General features: G+C 68.1%; 19 protein-coding genes. 11 read left to right on the plus strand and 8 right to left on the minus strand.

Annotation, left to right across the window (positions count from 1 at the left end; all coding sequences use genetic code 11):
* The first annotated feature begins 82 nt into the window (after positions 1–82).
* A complete protein-coding gene (locus ACWEVR_RS23360; RefSeq protein WP_067485630.1) occupies positions 83–481 on the plus strand; it encodes an NUDIX hydrolase in 399 nt (132 codons plus the stop codon).
* Between the two features lie 69 nt (positions 482–550).
* A complete protein-coding gene (locus ACWEVR_RS23365) occupies positions 551–742 on the plus strand; it encodes a hypothetical protein (protein ID WP_067485629.1) in 192 nt (63 codons plus the stop codon).
* On the opposite strand, the gene ACWEVR_RS23370 is transcribed toward ACWEVR_RS23365, so the two are convergent.
* Both ACWEVR_RS23370 and mca read right to left on the minus strand, forming a co-directional pair.
* Positions 739–1,008, minus strand: a complete 270-nt coding sequence (locus tag ACWEVR_RS23370; protein ID WP_357147872.1) for a hypothetical protein — start codon at positions 1,006–1,008, stop codon at positions 739–741. The two genes, ACWEVR_RS23365 and ACWEVR_RS23370, sit on opposite strands and share 4 nt — an antisense overlap.
* Positions 1,005–1,871, minus strand: coding sequence for a mycothiol conjugate amidase Mca (mca, locus tag ACWEVR_RS23375; RefSeq protein WP_452468818.1), 867 nt, complete (start codon positions 1,869–1,871; stop codon positions 1,005–1,007). Before mca ends, ACWEVR_RS23370 begins: the two co-directional genes overlap by 4 nt.
* A 120-nt stretch (positions 1,872–1,991) precedes the next feature.
* Here mca and ACWEVR_RS23380 point away from each other — a divergent pair, with 120 nt between their 5' ends.
* The gene (locus tag ACWEVR_RS23380) at positions 1,992–2,450 is read left to right on the plus strand and encodes a DUF4307 domain-containing protein (RefSeq protein WP_452468718.1); all 459 of its coding nucleotides are present in this window, start codon (positions 1,992–1,994) and stop codon (positions 2,448–2,450) included.
* A gap of 240 nt (positions 2,451–2,690) precedes the next feature.
* Positions 2,691–3,182, plus strand: coding sequence for a transcription elongation factor GreA (greA, locus tag ACWEVR_RS23385; RefSeq protein ID WP_067980342.1), 492 nt, complete (start codon positions 2,691–2,693; stop codon positions 3,180–3,182).
* A 96-nt stretch (positions 3,183–3,278) separates the two neighbouring features.
* Here greA and ACWEVR_RS23390 read toward each other — a convergent pair whose 3' ends face one another.
* Positions 3,279–4,421, minus strand: a complete 1,143-nt coding sequence (locus ACWEVR_RS23390) for a cystathionine gamma-synthase (RefSeq protein WP_452468719.1) — start codon at positions 4,419–4,421, stop codon at positions 3,279–3,281.
* A 99-nt stretch (positions 4,422–4,520) separates the two neighbouring features.
* Here ACWEVR_RS23390 and ACWEVR_RS23395 point away from each other — a divergent pair, with 99 nt between their 5' ends.
* Positions 4,521–5,702 (plus strand): acyl-CoA dehydrogenase family protein, encoded by a 1,182-nt coding sequence (locus ACWEVR_RS23395; protein WP_452468720.1) that lies wholly within the window; start codon positions 4,521–4,523, stop codon positions 5,700–5,702.
* A 21-nt stretch (positions 5,703–5,723) separates the two neighbouring features.
* On the opposite strand, the gene ACWEVR_RS23400 is transcribed toward ACWEVR_RS23395, so the two are convergent.
* On the minus strand, positions 5,724–6,032 hold the full coding sequence (locus ACWEVR_RS23400; protein ID WP_452468721.1) for a hypothetical protein: 309 nt from the start codon (positions 6,030–6,032) through the stop codon (positions 5,724–5,726).
* Positions 6,033–6,193: 161 nt separating this feature from the next.
* Between ACWEVR_RS23400 and ACWEVR_RS23405 the strand changes: the two genes are divergently transcribed.
* Entirely contained in the window at positions 6,194–6,541 is a 348-nt protein-coding gene (locus ACWEVR_RS23405; protein WP_452468722.1) for a DUF6401 family natural product biosynthesis protein, read from the plus strand.
* A 58-nt stretch (positions 6,542–6,599) separates the two neighbouring features.
* On the opposite strand, the gene ACWEVR_RS23410 is transcribed toward ACWEVR_RS23405, so the two are convergent.
* Entirely contained in the window at positions 6,600–7,469 is an 870-nt protein-coding gene (locus tag ACWEVR_RS23410) for a mechanosensitive ion channel family protein (protein WP_067637842.1), read from the minus strand.
* A 228-nt stretch (positions 7,470–7,697) separates the two neighbouring features.
* Between ACWEVR_RS23410 and ACWEVR_RS23415 the strand changes: the two genes are divergently transcribed.
* The 3 genes from ACWEVR_RS23415 to erm all read left to right on the plus strand — a co-directional run bounded on the left by ACWEVR_RS23415 (position 7,698) and on the right by erm (position 10,486).
* Complete coding sequence (locus ACWEVR_RS23415; protein ID WP_452468819.1) at positions 7,698–8,309, plus strand: TetR/AcrR family transcriptional regulator; 612 nt, start codon at positions 7,698–7,700, stop codon at positions 8,307–8,309.
* Positions 8,306–9,478: an NAD(P)-binding protein gene (locus ACWEVR_RS23420; protein WP_452468723.1), complete on the plus strand. Its 1,173-nt coding sequence runs from the start codon at positions 8,306–8,308 to the stop codon at positions 9,476–9,478. Before ACWEVR_RS23415 ends, ACWEVR_RS23420 begins: the two co-directional genes overlap by 4 nt.
* Positions 9,479–9,664: 186 nt before the next feature.
* Positions 9,665–10,486, plus strand: a complete 822-nt coding sequence (gene erm, locus ACWEVR_RS23425) for a 23S ribosomal RNA methyltransferase Erm (protein ID WP_452468724.1) — start codon at positions 9,665–9,667, stop codon at positions 10,484–10,486.
* A 182-nt stretch (positions 10,487–10,668) separates the two neighbouring features.
* Here the strand turns inward: erm and ACWEVR_RS23430 are convergent, their stop codons facing one another.
* Positions 10,669–12,051, minus strand: a complete 1,383-nt coding sequence (locus ACWEVR_RS23430) for a cystathionine beta-synthase (RefSeq protein ID WP_452468725.1) — start codon at positions 12,049–12,051, stop codon at positions 10,669–10,671.
* Positions 12,052–12,124: 73 nt separating this feature from the next.
* The gene (locus ACWEVR_RS23435) at positions 12,125–13,528 is read right to left on the minus strand and encodes an MFS transporter (RefSeq protein ID WP_452468726.1); all 1,404 of its coding nucleotides are present in this window, start codon (positions 13,526–13,528) and stop codon (positions 12,125–12,127) included.
* A 206-nt stretch (positions 13,529–13,734) separates the two neighbouring features.
* On the opposite strand from ACWEVR_RS23435, the gene ACWEVR_RS23440 reads away from it, so the two are divergent.
* Together ACWEVR_RS23440 and ACWEVR_RS23445 are read left to right on the plus strand one after the other, a co-directional pair.
* Positions 13,735–14,616, plus strand: coding sequence for an SGNH/GDSL hydrolase family protein (locus tag ACWEVR_RS23440; RefSeq protein ID WP_452468727.1), 882 nt, complete (start codon positions 13,735–13,737; stop codon positions 14,614–14,616).
* Positions 14,617–14,665: 49 nt separating this feature from the next.
* Complete coding sequence (locus tag ACWEVR_RS23445; RefSeq protein WP_452468728.1) at positions 14,666–15,886, plus strand: acetyl-CoA C-acetyltransferase; 1,221 nt, start codon at positions 14,666–14,668, stop codon at positions 15,884–15,886.
* A gap of 73 nt (positions 15,887–15,959) precedes the next feature.
* Here ACWEVR_RS23445 and ACWEVR_RS23450 read toward each other — a convergent pair whose 3' ends face one another.
* Positions 15,960–16,814: a Bax inhibitor-1/YccA family protein gene (locus tag ACWEVR_RS23450; protein WP_181696633.1), complete on the minus strand. Its 855-nt coding sequence runs from the start codon at positions 16,812–16,814 to the stop codon at positions 15,960–15,962.
* Positions 16,815–16,918 lie beyond the last annotated feature (104 nt).

Consider the following 16,918-nt stretch of genomic DNA (forward strand, 5'->3'; position numbering starts at 1 on the left):
CACCCGCCTGCCCCGGCGGGTGCGACGCTCCTCACCGACGGTTCGCTGTGAACCGGGGGCGATCGCTCCATAGAGTGAACCCATGATCCGCACCGCCGCCCTCGCCCATGTTCGCGACCGCAGGCTGATCCAGACGCGCCCGGAAGGCAAGGATGTCTTCTACATGGCGGGCGGCAAGATCGATCCCGGCGAGACCCCTTTACAGGCTCTGCATCGCGAGATCGAGGAGGAGCTGGGCGTCGGTCTGGACGGGGTGTCCGAGCTCGGTATCTTCGAGGCCGAGGCGTTCGGCCACGGCCGCAATACCCCGCTGCACATGACGTGTTTCCTCGCCGACCTCACCGGCGAACCGCAGGCCACCGGGGAAATCGCCGAATTCCGGTACTTCACGGTCAGCGAATACGCCGGCATGACCCAGGTGGCGCCCGGTTCGATGATGGTGTTCCGCCGCCTGCACGAACTCGACCTCATCGACTGGTGATCGCGGCGGCAACGATTGCGTCTCGGGCGAAACGAACCCGCCGGCTGCGGCGATCCCTCAGCTGTGACGATGACCCAGCCGACGGCTTCCGACATGACACCGTCCGAGCGCCGGGCTGCTCTGCGGCAGCTGATCATCGCGTTCGGCTTGATCAACAAGACCATCGAGCTCAGTGCCAGCGGCGCGCCACGGCAGATCGCCGAGCATGCCGAGGCCGCTCGCGATCTGATCGGTGAACTGGTGGCCGATCTGGCCCGTTAAGTCGCCGCCGGTTTCGGCGGTTCGGTGCCCTCGCCGGTGTCCGGGATCGCGCCCGGGTCGGTGCCTTCGTCGGCCTTCTGGTCCGGTTCGGGATGTTCGGGTTCGAATGTCTCCGGCAGGCCCTTGAGGTGTTTGTTCATCGAACGAACCAGCAGGACGGTGCCGGCCAGCAGGATCAACACGATCAGCAGGCCGAGCGGGGAGGCCTTGCCGAACTCCGGGCCGGTCGGGGTGCCGGGGTCTTGTGCGAGGAGAGCCAGAATCACCGGTCGGCGTCCTCGATACCGGCGAACAGGTCGGTCTCCGGGATGGCGGTGGATACTCTGGTCTTGGCCAATTCGAACTCCTCGGTCGGCCACAGCCGCTGCTGCATCTCCAACGGGATCGCGAAGAACGCGCCGTTGGGATCGATCTGGGTCGCGTGCGCGCGCAGGGCGTCGTCACGCTGGGGGAAGTATTTCGAGCACTCGATCTGCGTGGTGACCCGGGCCATGATGTCGCCGCGCGCCGCCGCGTACTGACGCATCCGGTCCAGCCATTCCTGCAGCGGGAACGGCTTGCCCTCACGCTCGAACTCGGCGGCGAAGGTTTCCAGGCGCTTCTGGCTGAAGCCGTGGTCGTAGTACAGCTTGAGCGGGGTCCACGGTTCGCCCGCGTCGGGGAACGCCTCCGGGTCGCCCGCCGCGTCGAACGCGGCCACCGACACTTCGTGGCAGCGGATGTGGTCGGGGTGCGGGTAGCCGCCGGTCTCGTCGTAGGTGGTGATCACGTGCGGTTTGAACTCGCGCACCACCTTGACCAATGCCTCGGTGGCCTCCTCGAGCGGGACCAGCGCGAAGCAACCCTCGGGCAGCGGCGGCAGCGGGTCGCCCTCGGGCAGACCGGAGTCGACGAAACCGAGCCACTGCTGGCGGACACCGAGCGCATGGGCGGCCGCGGCCATCTCCTCGCGCCGGATCTCCTGGATCCGGTCGAGGACACCCGGGGTGTCCATGGCGGGGTTCAGGATGCTGCCGCGTTCGCCACCGGTCAGGGTGACGACAAGGACGTCGACGCCCTCGGCCGCGTACCTGGCCGTGGTCGCGGCGCCCTTGCTCGATTCGTCGTCGGGGTGGGCGTGCACCGCCATGAGGCGAAGGCCACTCACGTCTCGTTCACCATCGCTCTCGCTCGCGGGTGTCAGAACTACAGTCCCTATAGTTCCATCCGACCCCACTTTTGTTCCGACCACCCCCGGGAGCGAGAACCGATGACCGAGCCCGCACTGCACTCCGCCGCGAGCTCGGCCGCCTCAGCAGCGCGACACGCCGAACGGTACGGCACAAAACCACCGGTGCGTCGCCCTTGGGTGCTCGCTTTGCTCGGTGTCGGCGTGGTGGTCGCCGGCCTCGTGGTCGCCTATCTCGGTTTCCAGAAATACGGCCCGAAGGCGATCGAGACCGAACAGCTCGGTTACGTGGTCGTCGACGACTCGACGCTGGAGATGCGGGTGAAGGTGACCCGCGACGAGCCGCGCAACGCCGTGGTGTGCTTCGTGCGGGCGATGGACCGTGACGGCGCCGAAGTGGGCAGGCGCGAGATCCTCGTGCCCGGCTCGGAGGCGACCAGCGTGCAGGTGAGCACCATGGTCAAGGCATCGAGCCGCCCCTCGGCGGGCGACATCTACGGCTGCACCGAGGACGTGCCCAGCTATCTGCGGCTGCGCTGACACCGCGCGATCGGCCCTGACCTGCATCTTTGTGAGACATGCTAAAATAGCTGGATACACGGTTCCGGGGCTCGGAGCCGTGTTTGCTGCATTGGCGGCCAGCGATGCTGTTTCCGGGTTACGGGTTCACCCCCAGGATCGCTCCAGCCGTCGGGCTGGTGCATGCCCTCCTACCGGGGGCGTGGCGCCGGTTTCAGGGAATCCCGGTGCGCCGGGAACAACTACTAGGGAGTGATCGAGATGACCGAGAATGTGACCTGGCTTACCCAGGAGTCGCACGACAGGCTCAAGAGTGAGCTGGACTCGCTCATTGCCAATCGTCCGGTCATTGCCGCCGAGATCAACGAGCGTCGCGAAGAAGGCGACCTCAAGGAGAACGGTGGCTACCACGCCGCGCGTGAGGAGCAGGGCCAGCAGGAGGCGCGTATCCGCCAGCTGCAGGAGCTGCTCAACAACGCCAAGGTCGGCGTGGCACCCACCAAGTCCGGTGTGGCACTGCCCGGTTCGGTCGTCACCGTCTACTACGACGGCGACGAGAGCGACAAAGAGACCTTCCTCATCGCCACCCGCGAAGAGGGCCTCGGCGCCACCGATCTCGAGACCTACTCGCCGAACTCCCCGCTCGGCGGCGCGCTGATCGACGCCAAGGTGGGCGAGACCCGCGAATACACGCTGCCCAACGGCAACACCATGAAGGTGACCCTGGTCAGCGCGGAGCCCTACCACGGCTGAACACGGCCACCTCGAGCCCCGTGACATAGAACCCGAACGCAAGCGGCCGCACCCGGATACCGGATGCGGCCGCTTCGTCATTCTCTGGTTCCCCGCTCAGCTCAGCGCTTGTTCGATGTCGGCGAGCAGGTCGCTGATGTCCTCGATGCCCACCGAGAGCCGGACCAGGTCGGCGGGCACCTCCAGCGCCGAGCCCTCGGTGCTGGCGTGGGTCATGGCGCCCGGGTGCTCGATGAGCGACTCGATGCCGCCCAGCGATTCGGCGAGGGTGAAGATCGTGGTGCGCGAGCAGAACTTGAGCGCCGCCTCCCGGCCACCGGCCAGGCGAACCGAGATCATGCCGCCGCTGCGGCGCATCTGCTTCTGCGCGATCTCGTAGCCGGGATGCGTCGGCATGCCCGGGTAGATCACCTTCGAGATGGCCGGGTGGTTCGAGAGGAACTCCGCGATCACCTCGGCGTTGTCGCAGTGCTTCTCCATCCGCACGGCAAGGGTCTTGATGCCGCGCAGGGTGAGGAAGGCGTCGAACGGGCCGGGCACCGCGCCCGCGCCGTTCTGCAGGAACGCGAAGGCCTTGTCGAGTTCCTCGTCGTCGGTGATGAGCGCGCCGCCGACGACATCGGAGTGACCGCCGAGGTACTTGGTGGTCGAGTGCACGACGATGTCGGCGCCGAGCAGCAGCGGCTGCTGCAGGTACGGGGTGGCGAAGGTGTTGTCGACGACGAGCTTGGCGCCCGCCGCGTGCGCGATGTCGGCCAGGGCGGGGATGTCACCGATGCTCAGCAACGGGTTGGTCGGCGTCTCGATCCACACCAGTTTGGTGTTGGGGCGGATAGCCGCGCGGACCTCGTCGAGGTCGGCGATGTGGGCGGGCGAGTGCTCGATGCCCCACTGGCTGAACACCTTGTCGATGAGCCGGAAGGTGCCGCCGTAGGCGTCGTCGGGGATGACGATGTGGTCGCCGGGGCGCAGCACCGCGCGCAGCGCACAGTCGGTCGCGGCCATACCCGAGGCGAAGGCGCGACCGTAGCTGCCCGATTCGAGGGCGGCGAGGTTGGCTTCCAGTGCCGTGCGGGTCGGGTTGCCGGTGCGCGCGTACTCGTAACCTCCACGCATGCCGCCGACGCCGTCCTGGGCGAAGGTGGAGCTCGCGTAGATGGGGACGTTCACCGCACCGGTCTGAGGATCGGGTTCATATCCGGCGTGCACGGCCCTGGTCGAGAATCCCAGCTCACTCATGGACTCAGACTAGATGCCCGGATCCGGCCGTTCGCGCACGGGTATCACGCCTGCACGAAGTGCCCGATTCGGTGACGGCGCCACGGTTAAGCTGACGCCATGGTGACCGTGGAAGAGTTGTTCGCGATCGATGCGTTGCTGTCCCCGGAGGAGCGTGAGATCCGGGATACCGTCGCCCGATTCGGCGAGAAACGACTTCGTCCGCACATCGCGGAGTGGTTCGAGGCGGGCACCTTCCCCGCCCGCGAGATCGCGCCCGAACTCGGCAGGCTCGGACTGCTCGGCATGCACCTCGAGGGGTACGGCTGCGCTGGCGCGTCGGCCACCGCGTACGGCCTGGCCTGTCAGGAACTCGAGGCCGTGGACTCCGGTGTGCGCAGCATGGTGTCGGTGCAGGGCTCACTCGCCATGACGGCCATCCACTTCTTCGGGTCCGAGGAGCAGAAGCAGCAGTACCTGCCCGCCATGGCGGCCGGTGAGCTGATCGGCTGCTTCGGGCTCACCGAACCGGACTACGGCTCCAACCCCGGTGGCATGCGCACCCGCGCGCGACGCGACGGTGACGACTGGGTGCTCAACGGGTCGAAGATGTGGATCACCAACGGCTCGGTCGCCGATATCGCCGTGGTGTGGGCCTATGCCGAGGAGCCCGGCGACGACAAGCCACGGGTGCGCGGATTCCTCGTACCGGCGGGCACCCCCGGATTCACCGCCCGGGAGATCCACCGGAAATTGTCGCTGCGCGCCTCCCTCACCGCCGCACTGGATTTCGATGACGTGCGCCTGCCCGCCGACGCGGTACTTCCCGAGTCACGCGGGTTGAGTTCGCCGCTGGCGTGCTTGAGCGAGGCGCGGTTCGGCATCGTCTTCGGTGCGCTGGGCGCCGCCCGCGACTGCCTGGCCGCCGCCGTCGACTACGCCCGCACCCGCGAGGTGTTCGACAAGCCGCTGGCCGGCTACCAGCTCACCCAGGCCAAGCTGGCCGACATGGCGCTCGAGCTCGGCAAGGGTCAACTGTTGGCCCTGCATCTCGGCCGGTTGAAGGATCGGCACGAGATCACGAGTGAGCAGATCAGCGCGGGCAAACTCAACAGCACGCGTGAGGCGATCCGCATCGCCCGCGAATGCCGCACGATTCTGGGTGCCAACGGGATCACCCTCGATTACCCGGTGCTGCGGCACGCGAACAATCTGGAGTCGGTGCTGACCTACGAGGGCACGGCCGAGGTGCATCAGCTCGTGCTGGGCAAGGCGCTCACCGACGCGAACGCTTTCCGCTAGGCCGGTCGACTCGACGCCGGATCAGTCCGTCGACTCGGCGGGCGCGGGGCGGATCATTCCGCCGGCGAAGACGAGGGTGAGTGTGAGGGCGACCACGGTGAGCACCGTGAGAGCGACCGGGAGGGTGAGGCCGAGGGGGACCCCGAGGGCGGTGAGCGCGGCGACTCCGCCGCTACCCCAGATGAAAGCCGCGACGAATCGGCCGAGCACCCGCGCGTAAGGCCGGTGCCGCAGCAGTCCCGTGACACCGGAGCGCGCCGTGTAACCGGCGCCCGCGGCGACGACAGGATTCGCCCACAGCAGCTGAACCGCCGAATCGGTGACGTGCACCGTAGATCCTTTCGCTCGCCGAGCTGGTTTGCCGAAAGTTCTCCCGAATCGGTTATACCTGCCCAGAATCCATCGGGGCGGCACTTCACGCAAGTCTGTGCACAGGATCGTAAAGTTGCGCCGCGTTCGCCGCTCTATGACGGATTCGCTACCATCTGGTGGTGTTTTCGCTCGGCCCCGCACTGCTCGAAATTTCGGCACGGCGACATCTGCGACAGTTGAACATCGAATACGGCGCCCCCGCGGCCGCCGCCGCGGCGCAACACCCCGGGGTGCTGGCGCAGCTGGACCAGCACGCCGCCGCCGTCCGCGACATTCTCGAGTACGGGGTCGAGGAGGCGGCGCGGCTTCCGCTCGCCATCCTGCTGGCCGGATACGTGCGCGGCCTGCTCGATCAGGTCGTCGCCGAGCGAGCGGGTGTGTTCGCCGGGGTGGCGCCGCAGACCTGGCACGACGCCGACTGGCTGCAGTACCGGCTCGCCGCCGTCTGCCACCACGCCGACGCCTGAAACCGGAATCGGCGCTCCGCCACCGAAGCGGTGACGGAACGCCGGCGCCGGTTGGTTCCTACCTCGCGGTTTCCCCGCCCCAGCCGGGCTGCTGGCCCGTCTGCGGGTAGCCACCGGCCTGCGGGCTGCCGCCCGCACCGGGAGTCGCCCATTCCTGCTGGGTCTGCTGGGTGTGCGAACCCGGCACCCGCTGGCCCTCGCGCGTCACGTCCTCACGACCGCGCTGGTAGGCCTGCGCCTCACCCTTGAGCGCTGGCATCTCCGATTCCAGGTTGCCGAGCCAGCTGCTCCAGCGCTGCTCCATGGGCCGGACCAGGCCACCGCCCACACCGACGACGAGGATGCCGCCGATCGTGGCGAGCACCGCGATCAGGATCGGGGTGGTCACCGTGGTGGCGACGCCGATCTGGTTCAGGGCAGCGATGATGCCGATCGCCCAGATGAAGACCGAGGCGATCTTGCCGAGCAGCGAACCGTAGGACAGGCCGCCGAGCGCGTTGGTGACCAGTTCGCTCACCGCGTGCGCGACCGCACCCGCGATCACCACGATCACGATCGCCACCGCCGCCTTCGGCAGCCAGGCCACGATGCCGGTGAGCAGGTCACTGACCGGGTTGGGGCCGAACACACCGAAACCGATCTGCAGCGCGATCAGCAGGATCGCGTAGTAGGCCAGCTTGGCCAGCAGATCAGAGGCGTCGTACTTGCTCTTGGCCATCATCTTCTTGATCTGGCCGCGCTCGACCAGCCGGTCGAAACCGACCCGCTCGAGCACCGCGTTCACCACCTTCGCCACTACTTTCGCGATGATCCAGCCGATCAGCAGGATGGCGATGAAGGCAACCAATTTCGGCACGAATTGCGCTACCGAACTCCAAGCGTCATTGAAGCCTTGCTGGAAGTCGATCGCGACGACGGAGTTGTCCACAGCACTTCCTTTCGCTCTTCCCGCCCGATTTGCCGAGAGTGTCATCGGAGGCTTACCCCCATGAATCGGTCCGAACCAGCCGGTTGCGAGAAAGTTGCCTACTTTCTCGCACGTGGGATGAGCCACACGATCCGGCTCTTGCGCGCGGAGTGATCGCGGCCCACTCTGTAAGTAAGTGGTTACTTACAGCAGGAGGTGCCGGTGACCCCGTCGACGCGCGAACGGATCATGACCGAGGCGCTGCGGTTGTTCGGCGAGCAAGGGTTCGCCAAGACCTCGGTGGCTCAGATCGAGCGGGCCGCGGGGTTGTCCAGCGGAGCAGGCGGGCTGTACCGGCACTTCCGGTCCAAGGACGAACTGCTGGTCGAGGCGGTGTCGTCGCGGCTGTCCGAACGCGGCGCGTTGGAGCTGTTCCTGGCGCCGGACTTCTCGATCACCGCCGGGCTCGCCCCCGCCGGTTCACTGGTCGACAAGCTGACGGCGCTGTGCCGGATCGGCCTGGACCGGATCGACCACGATCGCGATGTGAACCGGATTCTGATGCGCGACAACTCGATTCCCGCCGACATGCTCGAGGTCTTCCGCCAGCAGGAGTACGCCGTTGTCATGCCGGTGCTCACCCGAGGACTCGCCGAGCTGGCCGGAACGCCTGGGCGCGACAAGGACTGGGAGCCAACCGCCGCCGTACTCGTCGGTGCTGTCGCGCACTTCTGGCTGATCCGCGACATCTTCGACGGCGACCATCCAGCGAATGTCGAAGCCGAAAGCTATCTGAGAGCAACTGCGGAAATTATCGCCGCCCGACTCGAATGGGCGGGCAACGAGGAGGAACAACCATGAACACACCTGTCACAGTGATCGGGGGCGGCCTGGCCGGACTCACAGCGGCCATCGCGGTCGCCGAAACCGGTGCGGCGGCCGTGCGTCTTCACGACGCGCACAGCACCCTCGGCGGTCGGGGCCGCGCCACCGAGCCACCACATGTGGTGCACGAGGGCGCGCATGTGTTCTACGCCGACGGACCGCACTACACCTGGCTGAAGAAGCGCGGCTTCGTCGACGGACTCGGCTGGCCCTCCCCCGTCGACGCGGCGAAGGTCGCGTTCCGGTGTGAGGGCACGCTGCGCCGGATGCCGCCGATCGCCATGCTCCGCGCACAAGCCCGAACTCGCCTGACAGCTCCGGTGGACATCGATTTCCACACCTGGGCGTCCGAGCGCTGGGGCGAGCGGACCGCGACCCGGATGGCCAACGCGATCAGCGTGGTCACCTATGAAGCGGAAACCGGTCGACTCTCTGCCGCGTTCGTCTGGGACCTCTTCCAGCGTGTCCTCGGGGCGAAGGTTCCGGCGGTGCGCTGGGTGCGCGGCGGGTGGCAACGCACGGTGGATCGTATGGTCACGCGGGCAACAGAACTCGGCGTCGCGATCGAAACCGGTTCGCGCCTGGACAGCCTACCGACCGACGGCCCGGTGATCGTGGCGACCGACCTGGATTCGGCGCGCCGCCTGCTCGGTGACGAAATACCGCGCGGCACATCCGGGTTCGCCGCTCTGCTCGACATCGCCGTCACCAAGGACCGTCACGACCGCAGCCTGGTGTTCGACCTGGACGAAGGCGGCTTCCACGAGTCCTACACCATGCAGGACGACTCCATCGCTCCCGCGGGCGAATCCCTCTACCAGCTCCAGATGCCCGTTCGCCCGGCCGAATCCCGCGATGCCGCCCACCAACGCCTCGAAGCCTTCGCCGACGCCACCATCCCGGACTGGCGCTCCCGCAAGACCTTCCACCGCAAAGCCACCGCGAAGAACCGCACCGGCGCCCTCGACCTTCCGGGCACCACCTGGCGCGACCGTCCGGCCGTCGACCGGGGCAACGGGATATACCTGGCCGGCGACATGGTCGCCGCGCCCGGCATGCGCGGGGAGATCTCCATCAACAGCGCATTGATCGCCGCCGAGTCGGCGGTGGCCGCCTTGCGCACACGAACGGTCAGCGGGGCGTGAAATTCGGTTGCGAACCGAACAGACCGAGTTCTAGCGTGATTCGCATGTCGTGCCCCGTGTTCATCCGCATCCGCCACGCCCGGGCTCTGGCCCGCTAGCGGACGCGGATCTCCTCTCTCGCGTCCACCGGCGCGCCCAGGGCCCATCGAGACTCTTCCGACTCGATGACCCGAAGGGGCAACTGCCGTGGCGCAGGACCATTCACACAAGAACTATTCACACACCCAGCGCAAGGTCACCGCGCGTGGGGGCCACCGTACGTCGCGTGACTCGAACAGAAGGACGCTGTCACAGAACTTCCTGGTAGATCCACATGCGGTCGAACTACTGATGACCGTCGCCGATCCAGCCGGTACCGTGCTCGAACCCGGTGCGGGCGAAGGCGTGCTCACCCGGGCACTCGCCCGGCGCGGGGCCGAGGTCACCACGTACGAAATCGATCCGCTGCTCGCGGCCAAGCTCTCGGCCCAGACCAGAGGCGAGCACGGAATCCAGGTGATCCGAGGCGATTTCACCAAGGCCAAGGCCCCACGCACCGAGTTCGCGGTGGTCGGCAACATCCCGTTCTCGGCCACCGCACGGATCGTGGACTGGTGCCTGAGCGCACCGGCCCTCACCTCGGCGACCCTGCTCACCCAACGCGAGTACGCCCGCAAACACACCGGCGACTACGGAAGATGGAGCCTCACAACCGCCCTGACCTGGCCGTGGTTCGACTGGCAACTACGCGGCCACATCCACCGCACGAGTTTCCGCCCGATCCCGGCAGTCGACGCCGCCGTCCTGCGACTCGACCGCCGCCCGACACCCCTTGTCCCCCACCGCGACTCCTACACCGAACTGGTGCGCACCGCATACTCCGGAATCGGCGGCTCGGTCGGTACCGCACTGCGAACGCGCTACCACGGAGTGGACACGGCCCTGCACAGCGCGGGCATCGCCCACGACACGGTGGTCGCCTATGTCCACCCGGAGCAGTGGGTGAAACTACACTCCGCGTTGGCCTGACCGATATCCCGCAGGGCTGTCCACAGCGACCGCCCTGCGGGACTTCATCGTCACTCTGATCGCGCCGCCGTTCGCTGCCTGCTCACCCCAGACGATGTAGCGCAGCACGACGCCGACCGTGCTCGGCGTCAGCTCCTCAGCTCACCGCCGCTGTCCGGGCGGCCTTCGCGTTCGGTCTGATCTCAGATCGAGCCGGTGCTGAGGAAGCCGAGCAGGTCGTGGCGGGTGATGACGCCGACGGGCTTGCCGTCTTCGACGACCATCAGCGCGTCGGTGTCGGACAGGGCCTTGGTGGCGGTCGAGAGAGGTTCGCCCGAGCCGATCAGAGGGAAGGACGGGCTCATGTGCTGGGCCACCGAGTCGGTGAGCTGGGCGCGGCCCTCGAAGACGGCCGAGAGCAGGTCGCGTTCGGTGACGCTGCCTGCCACCTCGCCCGCCATCACCGGCGGTTCCGCGCCGACGACCGGCATCTGCGAGACACCGTATTCGCGCAGGATCTCGATGGCGTCGCGCAGGGTCTCCGAGGGGTGGGTGTGCACCAGGTCGGGCAGCTCGCCCGACTTGCCGCGCAGCACGTCACCGACCAGCGGTTCCGGGCCCGCCTCGAGCGGGGTGGTGAGGAAGCCGTAGGAGCTCATCCACTTGTCGTTGAAGATCTTCGACAGGTAGCCGCGGCCGCCGTCGGGCAGCAGCACCACGACGACGGCGTCGGGGTCGCGCCGGGCCACCTCGATCGCGGCGACCACGGCCATGCCGCACGAGCCGCCGACGAGCAGGCCCTCTTCCCGGGCCAGGCGACGGGTCATCTCGAAGGAGTCGGCGTCGGAGACGGCGATGATCTCGTCGGGCACGGCCGGGTCGTAGGCGGTGGGCCAGAAATCCTCACCGACGCCCTCGACGAGGTAGGGGCGGCCGGTGCCGCCGGAGTACACCGAGCCCTCGGGGTCGGCGCCGATGATCTTCACCTTCCCGCCCGAGACCTCCTTGAGGTAGCGGCCGGTGCCGGTGATGGTGCCGCCGGTGCCCACACCCGCGACGAAGTGGGTGACCTTGCCTTCGGTGTCGGCCCAGATCTCGGGGCCGGTGGTCTCGTAGTGGCTTTCCGGGCCGCCCGGGTTGGAGTACTGGTTGGGCTTCCAGGCGCCGTCGATCTCGCGGACCAGGCGATCGGAGACGTTGTAGTAGCTGTCGGGGTGCTCCGGCGGCACGGCGGTCGGGCAGACCACGACCTCGGCGCCGTAGGCACGCAGCACGTTGCGCTTGTCCTCGCTCACCTTGTCGGGGCAGACGAACACGCACTTGTATCCGCGCTGCTGGGCGACCAGCGCCAGGCCGACACCGGTGTTGCCCGAGGTGGGTTCCACGATCGTGCCACCCGGCTTCAGCAGGCCCTCTTCCTCGGCGGCGTCGATCATCTTGACCGCGATGCGGTCCTTGGAGCTGCCGCCCGGGTTGAGGTATTCGATCTTCGCGGCGACCAGGCCCGCGTTCGGGCCGACCACCGAGTTCAGCCGAACCAGTGGGGTGTTGCCGATGAGGTCGACGACATGATCCGCGATGCGCATGAGCTCCATAGTTGCAGAACCTCGCGCGCAGGTCGCGACCTGGTCCGACAGTGTGTGCCAGCACACCGGTCCATCACCCGGCGGCGCGACGCCCCGACAGGCCGACAGCGGTGACCACTGCCCCGGCGAGCACCAAGCCCACGCACCACCACAGCGCGCCGCGATAGGCCGCGGTGACGGCGTCGGCGTCGGCATAGGCGTGCCCGGATAGCCCGACCAGCAGCGGCAACGCGGCGACGGCGAGCAACCCGGCCGTGCGCGAGACCGCGTTGTTGATGCCGCTGGCGACCCCCGCCCGACCCGCCGGTGCGGCGGCGAGGACGGTGCCGGTCAGCGGGGCGACGAGCATCGAGAGGCCGAGGCCCATGGCGAGCATCCCGGGCAGGATGTCGGTCACGAAGCCGGGGTCGCGCGGCGCACCAGCCAGCAGCGCCAGCCCACCGGCCAGGACCAACGCGCCGATCACCATCGGCCTGCGTGGCCCGAACCGGGTGGCGACGGCGCCGAAGCGCGCCGCGAGCAGGAACATCAGCACACTGATCGGCACGCTCGCCGCCCCGGCCGCCAACGGCGACCAGCCTGCGCCGATCTGGAGGAACAGGGCGATGAACACCATCGACCCGGACAGCGCGGCGTAGACGAGCAGCGTCACCACGTTGATGAGGGTGAAGACCCGGTCGGCGAACATTTCGGGCGGCACCATCGGATACCGCGCCCGCCGTTCGACGACGACGAACGCCACGGCGGCAACCACACCCGTCACCGCGGCGCCGACCGTCGCGGGTGTGGCGCCGGTGTCGGGCCATTCGGTCAGCGCCCAGGTGACCCCGGCCAGCGCCACCGGCGCGAGCACGATGCCGGGGAGGTCGAAGTGCTTGCCGTCCGCGCGTTCGTCGCGTGACTCGGGCGCGCCGCGCAACAGCAGCAGGGTGAGCACGGCCAGCGGCAGATTGATCGCGAACGCCCACCGCCACGACAGCCCGACCAGCCAGCCACCGAGCACCGGACCACCCGCGGTGGCGACGCCGAGCATGCCGGTCCAGGCGCCGATGGCCCGCATCCGGTCGTGATGAACGAAGGACGACTCGACCAGCGCCAGACTGCCGGGAGTCAGCAGGGCGGCGGCGACGCCCTGCAACAGCCGTGCCGCGATCAAGGTTTCGATCGTCGGCGCGAGCGCGCACAGCGCGGAGGTGACGGCGAACGCGGCGACACCCCAGGCGAACATCCGTTTGCGGCCGAACCGGTCACCGAGCGCGCCACCGACGAGGATCAGCGAGGCGAGTGCGAGGGTGTAGCCGTTGATCACCCATTGCAGGGCGGCCAGATCGGCGTGCAGTTCGGACCCGATCCGGGGAAGCGCGACGTTGACGATGGTGCCGTCGAGAAACCCCATCCCCGAGCCGAGCACGGTGGCGGCGAGCAGCCGTCGCCCGGCCGGTTCGCCGAGTCGCAACAGCTCGGGCGCCTTCCCCACTCCCGAACCATAGTCCAGCGCCACGCGGTCAGCGCATCCGCGAGCGGGTTCGACGCGCAACAACTGATCTCGTCAGGACATGGGTAACTCGCCGGGAACCGGCTAACTCACCCCTCTCACAAAAGCTTGCCGCGCCCCGAACTCGCCCCGCACCCGAGTCTGGCCAAAAGACGCGGGGAGGCGGATGAGCCGTAGAATTTTCGGATGTGAGCGCACCTCGAATCAGCTGGCGCACGGCCGCGGTCACCGGCGCCACGACCGTCCTCGCCGGGTCGGGCGCGGGCACCGTCTCCTGGGCGACCTACCGGTTGCTGATGACCCAGGCAGGCGCCGCACGCGCGGTGATCGGTCGCGACACCTCCAAGCCGCCCGAGGCCGACGGCGTGTACGCCCCCGGTGCGAACCTGCCCGAGCCGTGGCGCAAGAACGTCCCGTTCGACCTGCACCTGATGATCTTCGGCGACTCCACCGCGGCCGGTCTCGGCTGCCTCGGCGCCGCCGACGTGCCGGGTGTGCGCCTGGCCCGTGGCCTGGCCGAGGCCACCGGCATGCGGATCCGGTTGAGTACCAAGGCGATTTCCGGCGCCACCTCCAAGGGCCTGGCCGGGCAGGTCGACGCGATGTTCATCGCGGGCCCGCCGCCGGACGCGGCGGTGATCCTGGTCGGCGCCAACGACATCACCAAGAAGCATTCGATCCGTGCCTCGGCCCGCAGGCTCGCGCAGGCCGTATCGCGGTTGCGCGAGGCCGACGCACTGGTCGTCGTCGGCACGTGTCCCGATCTCGGCACCGTCACCGCCATCCCGCAGCCGCTGCGCACGGTGGTGGCGAATTGGAGTGTGCGGCTCGGCAAGGCGCAGACGGTGGCGACCACGCTGGCCGGGGGAATCGCGGTGCCGATGGGCTCGCCGCTGGTGGCCTCGGAGTTCCGGGCGGCTCCCGAGATCCTCTTCGCGACCGACGGCTTCCATCCTTCGGCAGCCGGTTACGAACTCGCGGCCGCCCAGTTGTTGCCGGTGCTGGTCTCCGCGGTGCGTGGCCGCCCTGGTCTTCCTGTCGCGCAGAGCGAGACGTACATTCACGAATGAGCGGTATGTACAACAGCCGTTCGCGCCAGCCTTCCGAAAAGGAGTCCTCATGCCCGAGGCCGTCATCGTTTCCATCGCCCGCTCCCCGATCGGCCGTGCCGTCAAGGGGTCCCTGGCCGGGATGCGCCCGGACGACCTGACCGCGCAGATGGTCCAGGCCGCGCTGGCCAAGGTCCCTGCCCTCGACCCCACCCAGGTCGACGACATCATCCTCGGCACCGGCTCCCCCGCCGGTGAGGGTGGCTTCAACCAGGGGCGCATCGTCGCGGTGAAGCTCGGCCTCGACGTGGTCCCCGGCACCACCGTGCACCGCTACTGCGCCTCGTCGCTGCAGACCACCCGGATGGCCTTCCACGCCATCAAGGCAGGCGAGGGCGACGTGTTCATCTCCGCCGGTGTGGAGACCGTTTCCCGCTACGCCAAGGGTTCGGCCGACAGCTCGCCCGACACCAAGAACCCGGAGTTCGCCGAGGCCGAGGCCCGCACCGCCAAGACCGCCGAAGGCGGCGCGGGCGCGTGGCACGACCCGCGCGAGGACGGCCTGCTGCCCGACGCCTACATCGCGATGGGGCAGACCGCCGAGAACGTCGCCTCTCTCACCGGCATCAGCCGCGAGGACCAGGACCACTGGGGCGTGCGCTCGCAGAACCGGGCCGAGGAAGCCATCAAGAACGGCTTCTTCGAGCGTGAGATCACCCCGGTGACCCTGCCCGACGGCACCGTCGTCAGCAAGGACGACGGCCCGCGCGCCGGCGTCACCTACGAGGCCGTCAGCCAGCTCAAGCCGGTGTTCCGCCCCGACGGCACCGTCACCGCGGGCAACTGTTGTCCGCTCAACGACGGCGCCGCGGCGCTGGTGATCATGAGCGACACCAAGGCCAAGGAACTCGGTCTCACCCCGCTGGCGCGCATCGTGTCCACCGGTGTCTCGGGCCTGTCCCCGGAGATCATGGGCCTCGGCCCGATCGAGGCCGTCAAGAAGGCGCTCGCCCTGGCGGGCAAGTCGGTCGCCGACATCGACCTGTTCGAGATCAACGAGGCCTTCGCCGTGCAGGTGCTCGGCTCGGCGCGTGAGCTGAAGATCGACGAGGACAAGCTCAACGTCTCCGGCGGCGCCATCGCCCTCGGCCACCCGTTCGGCATGACCGGTGCCCGCATCACCGCCACCCTGCTGAACAACCTGCAGACCTACGACAAGCAGTTCGGCGTGGAAACCATGTGCGTCGGCGGCGGTCAGGGCATGGCCCTGGTCATCGAGCGCCTCAGCTGAGCACGGACCAGAAATAGCAAAGCGGCTCCCCACCGAATCGGTGGGGAGCCGCTCTTTGGGTCTATCGCTTATCTCAGTCGCGCTGGAAGTAGCTCAGCAGACGCAGGATCTCGACGTAGAGCCAGACCAGGGTGACGGTCAGGCCGAGGGCGACGCCCCAGGCGGCCTTCTCGGGGGCCTGGGCGCGGATCAGCTGGTCGGCGGAGTCGAAGTCCAGCAGGAAGCTGAACGCGGCGATGGCGATGCAGACCAGGCTGAACACGATGGCCAGCGGGCCACCGTCGCGCAGGCCGAAGCCGCCGTCGGTGAAGAAGCTGGCGATCAGGTTGCCGAGCATCAGGACCAGCACACCGACCATGGCGCCGAGCAGCATGCGGGTGAATCGCGGGGTGACCCGGATCGCGCCGGTCTTGTAGACCACGAGCATGCCGAAGAACACGCCGAACGTGCCGAGCACCGCCTGGCCGATCAGGGCGCTACCGCCCACACCGCCGAAGGTGACATCGGTGAACATCAGCGACAGCGCGCCGAGGAACAGACCCTCGAACGCCGCGTACGACAGTACGAGCGCGGGGTTGTCCATCTTGTTGCCGAAGCTGGCGATCATGACCAGCACGAAGCCGATCAGGCCGCCGCCGATGACGAACAGCGGCGCCAGCGACGGGTTCGCCGACGACAGCGCGAAGGAGATGATCGCCGAGACGGTGAGCACCGCGAGGGTGATGCCGGTCTTGGTGACCACGTCGTCGATCGTCATGGCGCGGGTGGCAGGCGCCTGCTGGTACTGCTGCCCGTACTGCTGACCGTATTCGCCGTACTGGTTACCCAGCTGGCCTGCGCCGGTCACGCCCGAACCGAAGTTCGCGTAACCGCCGACTCCCTCTTGGCGAGGTAAGTTCTTGAACACCGGATTCGATGAGGTACGCACCGTGCGCCTTTCCTGGAGTGATGAAACGTCGTACAGCTCCAACTGCCCTGTTCAACGTGTCGCGAACGAACAAAGTTCCCGGCGGCGCGATCATTGATCGCAGC

The organism is Nocardia sp. NPDC003979 (assembly GCF_053605015.1).

Excerpts from the sequence above, each read along its gene's own strand:
- ACWEVR_RS23360 (WP_067485630.1), top strand. The coding sequence starts at position 83 with ATGATCCGCACCGCCGCCCTCGCCCATGTTCGCGACCGCAGGCTGATC.
- ACWEVR_RS23365 (WP_067485629.1), top strand. The coding sequence starts at position 551 with ATGACCCAGCCGACGGCTTCCGACATGACACCGTCCGAGCGCCGGGCT.
- mca (WP_452468818.1), bottom strand. The coding sequence starts at position 1,871 with ATGGCGGTGCACGCCCACCCCGACGACGAATCGAGCAAGGGCGCCGCG.
- ACWEVR_RS23380 (WP_452468718.1), top strand. The coding sequence starts at position 1,992 with ATGACCGAGCCCGCACTGCACTCCGCCGCGAGCTCGGCCGCCTCAGCA.
- greA (WP_067980342.1), top strand. The coding sequence starts at position 2,691 with ATGACCGAGAATGTGACCTGGCTTACCCAGGAGTCGCACGACAGGCTC.
- ACWEVR_RS23390 (WP_452468719.1), bottom strand. The coding sequence starts at position 4,421 with ATGAGTGAGCTGGGATTCTCGACCAGGGCCGTGCACGCCGGATATGAA.
- ACWEVR_RS23395 (WP_452468720.1), top strand. The coding sequence starts at position 4,521 with ATGGTGACCGTGGAAGAGTTGTTCGCGATCGATGCGTTGCTGTCCCCG.
- ACWEVR_RS23415 (WP_452468819.1), top strand. The coding sequence starts at position 7,698 with ATGACCGAGGCGCTGCGGTTGTTCGGCGAGCAAGGGTTCGCCAAGACC.
- ACWEVR_RS23420 (WP_452468723.1), top strand. The coding sequence starts at position 8,306 with ATGAACACACCTGTCACAGTGATCGGGGGCGGCCTGGCCGGACTCACA.
- ACWEVR_RS23430 (WP_452468725.1), bottom strand. The coding sequence starts at position 12,051 with ATGCGCATCGCGGATCATGTCGTCGACCTCATCGGCAACACCCCACTG.
- ACWEVR_RS23445 (WP_452468728.1), top strand. The coding sequence starts at position 14,666 with ATGCCCGAGGCCGTCATCGTTTCCATCGCCCGCTCCCCGATCGGCCGT.